This window comes from Acinetobacter sp. 24-47-64 (genome assembly GCF_057737055.1).
Map to the genome: position 1 here is coordinate 1,387,613 of NZ_CM173215.1, position 12,890 is coordinate 1,400,502.

Genomic DNA, 12,890 nt, shown 5'->3' on the forward strand with positions numbered 1-12,890 from the left:
TCACTACATTTGACGTAGATTGGTTAGATATTCTTGAGCGATAAAAATTTCTTGATCATCAGGTGGGCATACCTTGTTCCATTGATGTTCTTGATCTAATTCCCAAGCACGTTGATTATCGTTCAGATAATTCAGTAGACCATCTTTAATAATCGTTTTCTTTAGTTTTTTATCTTCAATCGGAAAACAAGTTTCTACTCTTGAAAATAAATTACGTCCCATCCAGTCTGCACTTGAACAATATAATTTCTCATTGCCTTGATCTAGAAAATAGTAGACCCGTGTGTGTTCTAAAAAACGTCCTACAATGGATCTGACGCGGATATTTTCTGATAACTGTGGTACTTGAGGTCTTAATGAACAGATGGAACGAATGATCAGATCGATTTGAACACCTGCATTTGACGCTTGATAAAGTGCCGCGATTAATTTAGGTTCAGTTAAAGCGTTAACTTTGATAATAATATGCGCTTTATGACCAGACTTAGCATGGTGGATTTCATTGGCAATGAGTTTTAAAAGCTGTTCATGCAAGGTAAAAGGTGCATGGAACAGCTTTTTAGGCTTTGCCATTTTTCCCATACCTGTCAATTCTTGAAAGATTTTATGGACATCTTCACAAATGTCATCATCAGTGGTCAGAAGACCGTAATCGGTATACATTTTTGCATTACCAGCATGATAATTGCCAGTTCCCAAATGAACATACCGTTTCAGATGATCTGCTTCTCTACGAACAACCAGAATCATTTTAGCGTGAGTTTTATAGCCCACGATGCCATACACAACAACAGCTCCAGCTTCTTGTAGGAGGTTGGCGACCATGATATTGGATTCTTCATCAAATCTAGCACGTAATTCAATAATCGCAGTAACTTCTTTACCATTTCGTGCTGCTTCTGCTAAGACCTGAACGATCTCTGAATCTGGTCCGCTGCGATAAAGAGTTTGCTTAATTGCCAAGACATTAGGGTCTTTTGCAGCCTCTTTTAACAGGTTGATGACGGGTGAAAATGAGTCAAAAGGATGATGTAAAAGGACATCACGTTGTTTTAATACATCAAATATACTTTTTGATTGTCTCAATATCTTCGGTATCACGGGTTGATAGGGTTTAAACTTCAAATCTGGACAATCAAAATCTGAAAATAATCGAGCTAAATTTACAGGACCTTGAACACGATAGAGTTGTGAAGGTTCTAAAGAAAATTGTTCAAGTAGATATTGGTTAATCGTTTCTGGGCAATTGTGATCAATTTCAAGTCGAACTTCACGTCCAAATCTTCGCGAAGAAAGTTCATCTTTAAGAGCAACTGCCAGATCGTCTACATCGTCAGCTAAATTTAAGTCAGCATTGCGTGTAACACGGAATTGGTAGCATCCTGTCGCCTTCATTCCTGGAAATAAGTCATTGATATGTTGTTGCAGAATAGCCGACAACAGGATGTAATGTTGCTTACCTTCGCATAAGTCATCAGGAATTTTGACCGCCCTTGGCAAAGTTCTCGGTGCAGGTACGATCGCGAGCTCAATCTGACGACCAAAAGCATCTTTACCTTCAAGCGTGACAATAAAATTAAGGCTCTTATTGACTAAACGGGGAAAAGGATGGGCAGGGTCTAAACTGATGGGCGTGATTACTGGTTGAATAAATTTACTGAAGTAGTTTTGAATCCATTCAGTATATTTATCTAAAATTCCATGATATTGGATAAATTCGATACCATAAGATTTAAGTTGAGGAATGAGCTCGTTATTAAGTATCTGATATTGTTCTTGAACCGCATGATGCGTTGTTTTAGATATTTGTTCTAAAATAATTTCATTGGGAATAGCATCAGGCGCAGTAGTTATTTGATTTAATTCGATCTGTTTTAAAAGTCCAGCAACGCGTATTTCAAAAAACTCATCTAAATTCCGAGAAAAGATGATTAAAAAATTTAGTCGCTCTAATAAGGGGTGGTGAGGGTCTTTAGCTTGAGCTAAAACTCGTTTATGGAATTCTAATAATGAAAGTTCGCGATTAATGTAAGTGTCTGAATTGTGTTGAAAGTTTTCAAAAGAGTGCATAGTACCAATTATTGCTTTTTGAGCCGTCAGGAAAGACCTTGCAGCGATGGTACGTTTGATGTGTGACAGTAATATTACATTGATTGGTATATATTCGATAAATATATATAATTGGATTTATTTTATTTTAATCAAAAAAGCACACAATAAGTGTGCTTTTTTTAAATCAATTAGGGCTTAGAAATCGTAACGGAAACCTAAAGATAAACCTAAAGCATCCTCACCTTTGAAACCCTTCACATTATTTGTACGTGCTTGTTCCCACGGTGTAAGGCTTGAGTTTTTGTCATTAAGCACAGTTGCGACGTTACCGTAAACACGAACTGCTTTATCAAGACGATGTTCAAGTCCTAAAGCAATGAGTGTTGCGTTCGCATCTTTAGCATCTACATCACGGTGCATCACTTGACCACGGATATATGTTTTTGGTGCAAATTTATAATCAGCTGCAACACCAATGACTTGTGCATCAGGATTTTTTACGTCATTGTCATGAGTCATATATTGATATAAACCACCAATATTTAGCTCAGGTGTGATTTTATAAGCACCAGCTAAACGGAAGCCATCACGTTCGCCGCGAGTCGCATCTTCTTCATAGTGTTCATAAGCAGCTGCGAAATCAACAGGACCTTCTTTATAGGTCAATGCAAGATCGTAAGCTTTATTCTTTTTAGAGTCGCCTTTCTTTTGAATAACTTCACCAGTATCTTTATCTACAATTGTTTCCGTGAAGCCTGGAGAATTGCTTTCGTGCAATGAAAGTGCTGCTAATACATTGAACCCATTTCCGAATTTTGGTGATTTATATTCGATGGTATTTTCATTACGCTCATCAAAACGTAAGTCACCAGCACGTGTTACATTACGTAAATCACCTACTTGATCGCCGAAAAAGTTAACTGGACCACGTGCTATTTTAAAAGGGCTATCAAAACGACCGACACGAGTTTGACCGAAATTACCTTTTAAGCCAACAAATGTATCACGTGTTGCAAAATCAACACCTGAATTTTGTCCACCGCTAGCAAAGTTGATTTCTTGTTCAATTTGACCAAAAACAGTCATATCATTTTCTAGTTTCTGTTCAACTTTAAAGCCTAGACGAGATGAATTAGATGATAAACCCACTTCATTATAATCTTTACCATCATCAAGGTAATCTAATGAAACATGCGCACGACCATAAATTTTAACGTCGGCTGCCATTGCGATTGATGGTGTAATTAGTGTTGCCCCAACTGCTAATGCACAAAGTGTTTTTTTCATTTCTAGCTCCAGTAAAGACTGATTTATTGTCCTAATAATCATGATCAGTAGTTTTTTTGTAACTACTGTTCTCTATTGGTGCTAAGTATTCATTACAAATAAGTCAGTAATATTAAGAATTTATTTCATTATCATGAAAATGGATAGAAACAATTTATAGTAATCAAAAGGCATAAACCAAAAAAAAGGAGCCAAAGCTCCTTTTTTTATGAGGATCTGTTATAAAGCAGCTTTAATCTTCTCAGCCAAAGTCTTGATACGCTCTTGATCACCCATTTGTGCTGCGTGTTTACCCAGTTCATGAATTGAACTTGGAATAAGATGGAAGTGAACGTGAGGCACGGTTTGCCCAGCTGCAGCACCAGATAACTGCATCAACACTATACCTTTTGCATCTAGTGCTGTTTCAATCGCTTTTGCAATTTTTTGAACGATTTGAATCGTGTACGCTGCAGTGTTTGGATCTAAGTCGAGTAAAGTTACGGCAGGTGATTTAGGGATGACTAAAGTATGACCATCTGCCTGAGGCATAATGTCCATAAATGCAAGAACTTGCTCATCCTCATACACTTTAATTGCAGGAAGTTCACCACGTAGAATTCTTGCAAAAATATTTTGATCATCGTAAGCCATAACTATTCCCAGAATGTAATTAGATTGAATTATTTACAGTTCAATTCTTTCTGACGTTGCTTAATGGAGTCAAGCTTTTGTTGCTCTTTTTCTGAGAACTTAGGTTTAGTTGTATTGCAATTTTCATTGCCGAACTTTGCCTTAGTATCTGGATCTTTAAAACAGAAGCCTTTTGATGCATAGATGATGTTGTAATCATCTTTAAGTTTTTCACACTCTTTTGTAGTATCGGCAAAAGCATTAACCCCAGCTGAAACAGATACAGCAGTAATTAAACCTAATAAAAACTTATTCATGAGTATCCTCATTTAGAAATGGACATTTGATATTGTCACATTTCAATTATATGGGCTTTATATGTGAATTCAATGGCGAAAATTTATTCTAAGGTAATTTTGCTCCATGATTCGTACATTTTAACTGCTGTCGAAAAATCACTATTAGGTTCAGCTATTGCATTAGCAGCACCAATTAGACTTTGAGTAAGCGTAATGACAGGTGCGGATAATTTTGCTTGATGAATGAGGTCTACTGCGATACCAGTGTCTTTGCTCAGTAACGGTAAGGCAAAAGTATTTGGAAAACTTCGATTTAATACCCGTTGAGGCAATACATTTTCAGTCACACCACTTTTACCACTTGAAGCATTGATGCACTCTAATGCTTCATTTAAATCCACACCATGCGCTTTAAGTGCAGTAAAACCTTCAGCAGCGGCACATAAGTGGACAGCCAAGAGCATGTTGTTCACTGCTTTCACAGCAAAACCAGATCCTGAGTCTCCTACATGTTTAATCAGTTTACCCATGGCTTGCATCGCTGGTAATACAGCTTCAAAAGCAACTTTTTCACCACCTACCATGAAGGTTAAAGTCGCGTTTTCAGCACCAATAGTTTGTCCGCTAACAGGCGCATCTAGAAAAAATACACCTTTTGATTTTAAAAAAGCTTGTTGTGCTTTAGCTGCATCAGGCACGCCACTGGTACAGTCTACCCAAATTGATCCAGATTTAATGTCGACTTGATGAATGATCTCATTGACTTGCTGACTCGTTGGTAAGCAACTAAAAATGATATCAGCTTGGGCAGCTTCTTGAAGTGATACAGCTTGTGTTTGATATTCAGTTGCATGTTGTTTGGCTTTCTCGAAATTTCGATTCCATACCAAAACTGATTCATAGTGTTTGGGTAAATGAGCTGCCATACGGTAACCCATTGCGCCTAATCCAATAAATGCAACTGTCGTCATTTTCTTTACTCTATTTGTGTTGAACGCTCTGCTAACCAGTGAGCAAGTTCAGGCCAAAATTGATCGGCACTTTTTTGACTCGACATTAAACCTAAATGCCCACCAGGAATAAGAGTAAACGTGACATCACGACTATTTGTCAATTCAGTCAATGGTCTAACAGCATCAGCTGTGACCATTTGATCGCTTGAACCCGCGCCAATCATAAGAGAGCAGTCTATATTTTTTAATTCGATTTTCTTATCTTGAAGTTCGATATAACCATTTTTTAGCGGATTTCTTAACCAGACATTGAATAACATATCTTGGTTTACCCCAGCAGGATAATCAATCATATGATTGAGGAAATAACCTAAAGTGGCATGTTCATGCAAAAGTTTTTTATCATCAAGATTCAGTAATAATTGTTTATGGCCTTCATACCAACCTTTTGGATCTAAAATTTTAAATCCAATTGCATTTAAAATACCTGGGGAGTGAATGAGGCGCTTAGGAATACGACCGTTATAAACTTTATGTTTGAGTAGACGAGTTCTTTCAAGATAGCGATTCATCTTAGCATATAGCTTTCCGATACTACCTGAAGCAAAGCTATCAATTGGACTACCTAAAACGATTAGATTTTTTACATGGTTCGGCTGTCTGAGCGCTGTGTACAACAGAACAAATATTCCCGCCATACTCCAGCCATGTAATGAAATTTGATCAGATTTAGCGTGTGTACGAATTTGATCGATACAATTCGGAATTGCATCATCAATAAAACCTAAAAAGTTGAGATCGCGATCTTTATAGCTAAAGTGTCCCCAATCCAATAAATACACATCAAAGCCTTGCTCTGTATAATATTTGATAAGAGAACGGTATGGATAAAGGTCATAAATATCCATCTTGATCGCTAAAGGCGCGACAAAGACCAATGGCTCAACATATTTTTTATTTTCAGATGCGTAATATCGAATTTTACTCGATTTATGAGTACCTATCACTTCATACGGCGTTGCTTGAGATAAAACCAAAGATTTACCGTAAAAAATGCGTGTCCCTAAATTTTTTAACTTGCTTTGTTTAGAACGCCAGTTAGTTTTTAAATGTTCCATGAAGGTTGAAGATCTCATAAGCATGTGATTTGAACGAAGTCTAAGCGATATTTATATATTTTACCTTGACCTTAAATGCTTTGGGCGCTCAAAATGTTGGCAATTATTCACAAAGGCAGTTTTTAGGACTGATTTAGAGCAATGAGCCAGCAAGACGACATTGAATACCAACTTGATACATTAGCACTTCGTACAGGTCATACGCGCAGTTTTGAAGGTGAGCATGCTGAACCGATGTTTCTAACTTCTTCATTTGTATATGCAAATGCAGCAGAAGCAGCAGCTAAATTCTCTGGAAAAGAGCCCGGTAATATTTATTCTCGCTTTACAAACCCAACAGTCGCAATGTTTGAAAAAAGATTGGCTGCAATGGAAGGTGCTGAACGTGCAGTGGCAACAAGTACGGGTATGGCTGCGATCATGGCGGTGGCGATGTCATTCTTAAAGGCTGGTGATCATGTTGTATGTTCTCGAGCAGTATTTGGTTCAACCGTGGCCTTATTTGAAAAATATATTTCTAAGTTTGGTGTGACTGTCAATTTTGTTGATTTAACAGATTTAGATGCTTGGAAAGCTGCGATCAAACCAGAAACTAAACTACTATTTGTAGAATCTCCGTCAAATCCATTATCGGAAATTGCTGATATTAGCGCATTAGCAGATATCGCGCATGAAAATCATGCCTTACTCGCAATTGATAATAGTTTCTGTACGCCAGTGCTACAACAACCATTAAAACTGGGTGCGGATCTTGTCGTGTATTCAGCAACAAAATATTTAGATGGTCAAGGTCGTGCGTTGGGTGGTGCTGTCGTAGGTAGTCATCAATTACTTGAAGAAGTTTTTGGCTACGTTCGTACAACTGGGCCTTCTATGAGTCCGTTCAATGCTTGGGTTTTCCTAAAAGGTTTGGAAACGCTTCGTCTACGTATGAAGGCTCATTCTGAAAGTGCACAAAAGATTGCTGAGTGGCTTCATCAGCACGATAAAATCGAGAAAGTATTCTTTGCTGGCTTAGCGGATCATGTAGGTCATGATTTGGCTAAAAAGCAACAAAAAGGTTTTGGTGGTATCGTTTCATTCGTGGTAAAAGGTGGGCGAGAAGCTGCTTGGAAAGTAATTGATCACACTCAATTTATTTCTATTACTGGAAATCTTGGGGATGCAAAATCAACGATTACTCATCCTGCAACGACTACTCATGGTAAATTGTCTGATGAAGCGAAGGCTGCAGCTGGCATTGCAGAAGGTTTAATTCGTCTTTCAGTAGGTTTGGAAGACGTTGATGATATTATTGCAGACATTCAACGTGGTCTTGATTTAGTCTAATTTAAATTTGTTCGGAGTATACAAATGAACATTAACATGCTTATGCAACAAGCACAGCGCATGCAAAAGGAAGTAGAGTCCAACATCAAGAAAGCGAAAGAAGAGCTTGCACAGAAAGAAGTGCATGCTGAAGCTGGTGGTGGTTTGGTAAAAGTGACAATGACTTGCCGTAATGTGGTAAAACGCATTGAAATCAATCCAGAATTACTTCAAGACGATCCAGATATGATTGAGGATTTGATTGCAGCTGCTATGAATGACGCTGCACGCCAAGCCGAAGCGATTTCAGAAGAAACAATGAAGTCTGCAAATAGTGGTATGGGATTACCTCCTGGCTTGTCAGGTTTATTTTAAGGATATTGCCGAGTGTTCAGCGAACGGTTTGACCAACTCGTCCAAGCACTGCGAATTTTACCAAGCGTTGGGCCTAAGTCGGCTCAGCGCATGGCGTTGCATTTGATCATGAAGAATAAGCAAGGTGCTTTGGCATTATCTGAAGCACTTAGCGATGCCGCTGATCATATCCATGAATGTTCTATTTGCCACTCATTGACTGAGAATGAGGTGTGTGACATTTGTCTGTCGCAAGACCGAGATGATGCCTTGATCTGTGTGGTTGAATCTCCTGCAGACGTGATGGCAATTGAGCAAAGTGGAAGTTTCAGAGGCAAATATCATGTATTGGGGGGGCATTTATCTCCTTTAGATGGTATAGGGCCTGAAGAGGTTGGCATACCTGCATTAGTTCAACGCTTAGCTGAAGGTCAGGTAGCAGAGGTTATTCTCGCTACCAATGCAACGGTTGAAGGACAGGCTACGGCACATTATTTGGTAGAAGCTACACGTCATTTGAATATCAAAATGACACGTATTGCTCAAGGTGTACCACAAGGGGGTGAGCTTGAGTATGTCGATAGTCACACCTTAAGCCAAGCAGTTCATAATCGTATGCAAATGAAATAAGCACAAATTGTGCTTATTTTTTTGATTAGAGAAATATCACTTTTCTGAATAGTTTTTTAGTCAAAAAAAATATTAAATTTTTCATGTTTTATAACTATTTACAGTGTATACATAGATTTGCTTGACGCTTTAATTGAAAATTTATATTTAAAATTGATAATTTAAGCTAAAATACATCTCGATACCAATCTAGCACATTGTTTTTTATGATGTTTCAATTTATCCAAGAGCAAAAAGAACTCGAGCATGTTTTGACACTAATGAGTCAACAAGATGTTTATGGTTTAGATACTGAATTTATCAAAGTTGATACACTATGGCCAAAATTGGGTGTCTTGCAAATCAATGTCGCAGATCAGGTGTTTTTATTAGATGGTACACGTCTAGATTTTTCGAGTTTCTGGCCTAAAGTTTTTGCTGCAAAGCAAAATATTTTCCATGCTTGTGGTGAAGATATTGATCTGATTTACCATTATTCAAAAGGCAATCATCTTAATAATGTATTTGATACTCAGGTGGCTTTGTCTTTTCTCGGACACGGATTACAGGTCAGTTATCAAAATGCGCTTAAAGAAATTTTAAATATAGAAATTGATAAAGATCAAACACGTTCAGATTGGCTTGCACGTCCTTTAACTGAAGAGCAAAAAGCATACGCAGCGAATGATGTCTTATATATTATGAATTTAGCCGATGCGCTAAAAAATGAATTAGAGAAAAAAGGACATTATCAGTATGTACTAGAGGATTGTAAGAGCCTCACGCTTGAGATTGCGACAGAAACGCCGAAAGAGAAACTATACGAAGATGTCGGAAATTATAGACACTCTCGAAAGCAGTTAATGCAGCTACAATTGCTCAGTGTTTGGCGTGAAGAAATGGTGAAGGCTTTAAATCAGCCTCGAAGTTTTATTCTGAAAAATGCCACTATGATTGATTTGGTGGAAAAAAATCCAAAAAATACATTTCAATTATCCCAAGTTAAAAATATTCGTCCGAATGTGGTTCGTGAGCACGGTAAAACGATTTTGGATATTATTGCGTTGCTGCCCCCAATGGAAGAATGGCCATTACGAATTGCTCGACCAATTAAACATTCATCTAAAGATATTACACATGATGTTGATAACATGATTGGTAATCTTGCAGAAGAGTTGGTGATCCCCAAAGAAGTGTTAATGCGAAAAAAATGGCTCGGGGCTTTATATCAGCATGTGGTTTTTCATGGCGATGAACAAGACTTACCTCAATATTTACTCGGTTGGCGTTATGATTTACTGACGAAGCCATTAATTGAGTTGCTTCATAAAGATGCACAATATTTGAGTATGCAAATGAAAGTCAATGAATGACTTCTCTCAAAATTTGATTAAAGAATTACCAGTCATCCTAAACTAGACTGATGCGTTAACAAACGCTAATGTTTCGCCGTTTTTTTTGATGTATGCTTTGCTTTGAGTTTAAAAGGTGTTGTTTGAATCATGTGGTGTGAAATCTACAAATCTAGTAAGAAAGACGAAATGTATATTTACGTTGCGCGTCCTGAACAAGCGGAAAACCAAGAAGCTGTTGATCCGTTATCAGTATTATCTGATGCAATGAAAAATGCATTTGGCCGAGCGACATTTGTGATGTCACTGGAATTACATGCAGAACGCAAATTAGCGCGTGCAAATGTTTTACATGTGATGGATTCAATTCAGACGAAAGGATTCTTTTTACAATTGCCGCCTGAAGGATTGATCAATCCTAATGCGGTAGAGCCAGAGGGACTACGCGGTGCGTGATAATCAAGTTGGAGGATGGGATCAGTTTGTTTCAATGTTGGATTCAATTCCAGAATATAACATTGCAATTACCGTCTATATTCTCGGAACTTTGATTATTCTGTGGTGTTGGTACGGCATAGCGAAACGCCTACCTTCACCTTTAGGTGGAGTGACTTGGATTTTTGTGTTTGCTATTTTGGCAACACCAACGATTTCTGAAGGTCCTAATTCCGCCTTAGCACCTGCAACTTTTGGTTTGATCTTTGGGGTATTAACAAAAGATTCACCTTTGATCTGGTCTAATTTCTCATTGATTGCCTTTGTTATTGCTTTAGGGTTATTGGCAGGTTATTTCTGGACTAAGTACGCTTCTAAACAAAAGAATCCGAGACACACATCGTCAGTGAAGACACCACCACTTTAATTATCCAAATAAAAAAATAAGGTTTCATTATGTCTGTTGATGCACATCAATTTACGGGTACAGATCAATATATCGCCACAGATAGTCTCAAGCTTGCTGTGAAGGCCGCTCGAGCGTTGCAAAAGCCTCTTTTAGTGAAGGGTGAGCCAGGTACAGGTAAAACATTATTGGCTGAACAAGTTGCTGATAGCCTGGGTTTAAAACTGATTACTTGGCATATCAAATCAACGACGAAGGCTCAACAAGGTCTTTATGAATACGATGCCGTTTCAAGATTACGCGATAGTCAATTGGGTGATGAGCGTGTTTATGATATTAAAAACTATATTAAACCAGGTAAATTGTGGGAAGCATTTACCTCTGAAGAACGTTGCGTTTTATTAATTGATGAGATTGATAAAGCAGATATCGAGTTCCCAAATGATTTGCTTCATGAACTAGACAAAATGTCATTCTTTGTTTATGAAACTGGTGAAACAATTACTGCAACACAGCGTCCAATTGTGATCATCACTTCAAATAATGAAAAAGAACTTCCTGATGCTTTTTTACGCCGTTGTTTCTTTCATTATATTGAATTCCCAGATGAACAGACCATGCGTGAAATTATTGCAGTTCATTTTCCAAGAATTTCAACGACATTGGTCAGTGAGGCACTTCAGGTCTTCTTTAAGCTTCGCCAAATACCTGGTCTTAAGAAGCCACCTTCAACTTCTGAATTAATTGATTGGTTAAGCTTATTGATGGCTGATGATATGCCTGAAGATATTTTAAGAAACCATGATAAGTCAAAAGCAATTCCACCGCTGTATGGTGCGCTCATCAAAAATGAGCAAGATGTGCAGCTACTTGAGCGCCTCGCATTTATGACTCGTCGATAGGTGATACTATGTTCGTAAGACTGTTTTACACCTTGCGAAAATACGGAATCCCCGTAACGACGCGCGAGCTGATTGATTTAAATCAAGCAATTAGTCTAGGTTTGGTTTTTGCAGATCAAGATGATTTTTATCAGCTTGTGAAGACAGTCATGGTCAAGGATGAGCGTTACTTCGATAAGTATGATCGTGCTATGAAGGATTATTTTCAGGGCATTCAAACCTTTGGTGTAGATGATTTACTCAGTAAAGTTAATCAACTTCCTAAAGAATGGTTTGATTTAGAACTCCTTGAAAAACACTTAACGCCAGAGCAACGTGAAGCACTACAAAGAGCAGGCTCTTTAGAAGAGCTCATGAAAATGCTGGAAGAGCGTTTGCGTGAGCAACATAAAAAACACCAAGGTGGTAATCGTATGATTGGCACTGGTGGCACTTCACCGTTTGGAGCTTTTGGTGATCACCCAGAGGGGGTGAGAATTGGAGGGCCGGGACGTAAAAAATCTGCGGTGAAAGTGTGGGAACAACGTAAATACCAAAATCTTGATGATGATCAAATTTTGGGAACACGTCATATGCAAATGGCGTTGCGTCGTCTGAGAAAATTTGCGCGTCAAGGTGCTGAAGAAGAGCTTGATATAGATCAAACGATTCGCGAAACGGCTAAGCAGGGAATTCTTGATGTACAGATGGTGCCAGAGCGTCGTAATCGAATTAAAGTTTTAATGTTGTTCGATGTAGGCGGTTCTATGGATGCCTATATTGCACAATGTGAAAAACTGTTTAGTGCAGCCAAAACAGAATTTAAGACTTTAGAATATTTCTATTTCCATAACTGTCTTTATGATTACGTGTGGAAAGACAATCATCGCCGTACTTCGACAAAAATGAATACCTTAGATTTATTTAATACCTATGGTAAAGATTATCGAGTGATTGTTGTTGGTGATGCAAGTATGGCGCCATACGAATTAAAATCTGCTGGTGGTTCTGTCGAATACATGAATGAAGAGTCGGGTGAAATTTGGTTGCGTCGTTTGCGCCAGCATTATGAAAAGACGGCTTGGTTGAATCCTGAAACTGAGAATTACTGGCATTACACTCAAACGATAGGAATGATCAAAGAAATATTTGAAGATCATATGTATCCAATGACTTTAAAAGGCATTGAAGATATGACTAAATTCCTCTCGCGCTAACTTTTTT

The 12,890-nt window shown here is 38.1% G+C and carries 14 protein-coding genes; 8 read left to right on the forward strand and 6 right to left on the reverse strand.

The annotated features are described in order from the left end of the window. Positions 1-3: 3 nt before the first annotated feature. From ppk1 to AC1M85_RS06585, 6 genes are all read right to left on the reverse strand, one after another. Positions 4-2,070: a polyphosphate kinase 1 gene (gene ppk1, locus AC1M85_RS06560; protein ID WP_481589500.1), complete on the reverse strand. Its 2,067-nt coding sequence runs from the start codon at positions 2,068-2,070 to the stop codon at positions 4-6. Positions 2,071-2,247: 177 nt separating this feature from the next. Further along, the gene (locus AC1M85_RS06565; protein WP_180028952.1) at positions 2,248-3,339 is read right to left on the reverse strand and encodes a porin; all 1,092 of its coding nucleotides are present in this window, start codon (positions 3,337-3,339) and stop codon (positions 2,248-2,250) included. Between the two features lie 219 nt (positions 3,340-3,558). After that, on the reverse strand, positions 3,559-3,972 hold the full coding sequence (locus AC1M85_RS06570) for an HIT family protein (RefSeq protein WP_180028951.1): 414 nt from the start codon (positions 3,970-3,972) through the stop codon (positions 3,559-3,561). Positions 3,973-4,001: 29 nt separating this feature from the next. Continuing rightward, complete coding sequence (locus AC1M85_RS06575; RefSeq protein WP_035266544.1) at positions 4,002-4,268, reverse strand: YARHG domain-containing protein; 267 nt, start codon at positions 4,266-4,268, stop codon at positions 4,002-4,004. 83 nt (positions 4,269-4,351) lie between these two features. Beyond that, positions 4,352-5,221 carry an NAD(P)-dependent oxidoreductase gene (locus tag AC1M85_RS06580; protein WP_488213784.1) on the reverse strand — a complete coding sequence of 290 codons (870 nt, stop codon included), beginning with the start codon at positions 5,219-5,221 and terminating at the stop codon, positions 4,352-4,354. A 5-nt stretch (positions 5,222-5,226) separates the two neighbouring features. Further along, positions 5,227-6,321 carry an alpha/beta fold hydrolase gene (locus AC1M85_RS06585; RefSeq protein ID WP_092768451.1) on the reverse strand — a complete coding sequence of 365 codons (1,095 nt, stop codon included), beginning with the start codon at positions 6,319-6,321 and terminating at the stop codon, positions 5,227-5,229. Between the two features lie 141 nt (positions 6,322-6,462). On the opposite strand from AC1M85_RS06585, the gene AC1M85_RS06590 reads away from it, so the two are divergent. The 8 genes from AC1M85_RS06590 to AC1M85_RS06625 all read left to right on the forward strand — a co-directional run bounded on the left by AC1M85_RS06590 (position 6,463) and on the right by AC1M85_RS06625 (position 12,883). Then, positions 6,463-7,650: an O-succinylhomoserine sulfhydrylase gene (locus tag AC1M85_RS06590; RefSeq protein WP_488213785.1), complete on the forward strand. Its 1,188-nt coding sequence runs from the start codon at positions 6,463-6,465 to the stop codon at positions 7,648-7,650. 24 nt (positions 7,651-7,674) lie between these two features. Next, on the forward strand, positions 7,675-8,004 hold the full coding sequence (locus tag AC1M85_RS06595) for a YbaB/EbfC family nucleoid-associated protein (RefSeq protein ID WP_035266548.1): 330 nt from the start codon (positions 7,675-7,677) through the stop codon (positions 8,002-8,004). Between the two features lie 12 nt (positions 8,005-8,016). Next, complete coding sequence (recR, locus tag AC1M85_RS06600; protein ID WP_488213786.1) at positions 8,017-8,613, forward strand: recombination mediator RecR; 597 nt, start codon at positions 8,017-8,019, stop codon at positions 8,611-8,613. Positions 8,614-8,822: 209 nt separating this feature from the next. Continuing rightward, positions 8,823-9,965 carry a ribonuclease D gene (locus tag AC1M85_RS06605; protein ID WP_035266550.1) on the forward strand — a complete coding sequence of 381 codons (1,143 nt, stop codon included), beginning with the start codon at positions 8,823-8,825 and terminating at the stop codon, positions 9,963-9,965. A gap of 129 nt (positions 9,966-10,094) precedes the next feature. After that, the gene (locus AC1M85_RS06610) at positions 10,095-10,400 is read left to right on the forward strand and encodes a YcgL domain-containing protein (protein ID WP_035266558.1); all 306 of its coding nucleotides are present in this window, start codon (positions 10,095-10,097) and stop codon (positions 10,398-10,400) included. A gap of 34 nt (positions 10,401-10,434) precedes the next feature. After that, positions 10,435-10,806, forward strand: coding sequence for a hypothetical protein (locus tag AC1M85_RS06615; protein WP_092768473.1), 372 nt, complete (start codon positions 10,435-10,437; stop codon positions 10,804-10,806). Positions 10,807-10,835: 29 nt separating this feature from the next. Then, positions 10,836-11,687, forward strand: a complete 852-nt coding sequence (locus AC1M85_RS06620; RefSeq protein WP_092768445.1) for an AAA family ATPase — start codon at positions 10,836-10,838, stop codon at positions 11,685-11,687. 8 nt (positions 11,688-11,695) lie between these two features. Beyond that, positions 11,696-12,883, forward strand: a complete 1,188-nt coding sequence (locus AC1M85_RS06625; protein WP_488213787.1) for a vWA domain-containing protein — start codon at positions 11,696-11,698, stop codon at positions 12,881-12,883. Positions 12,884-12,890 lie beyond the last annotated feature (7 nt).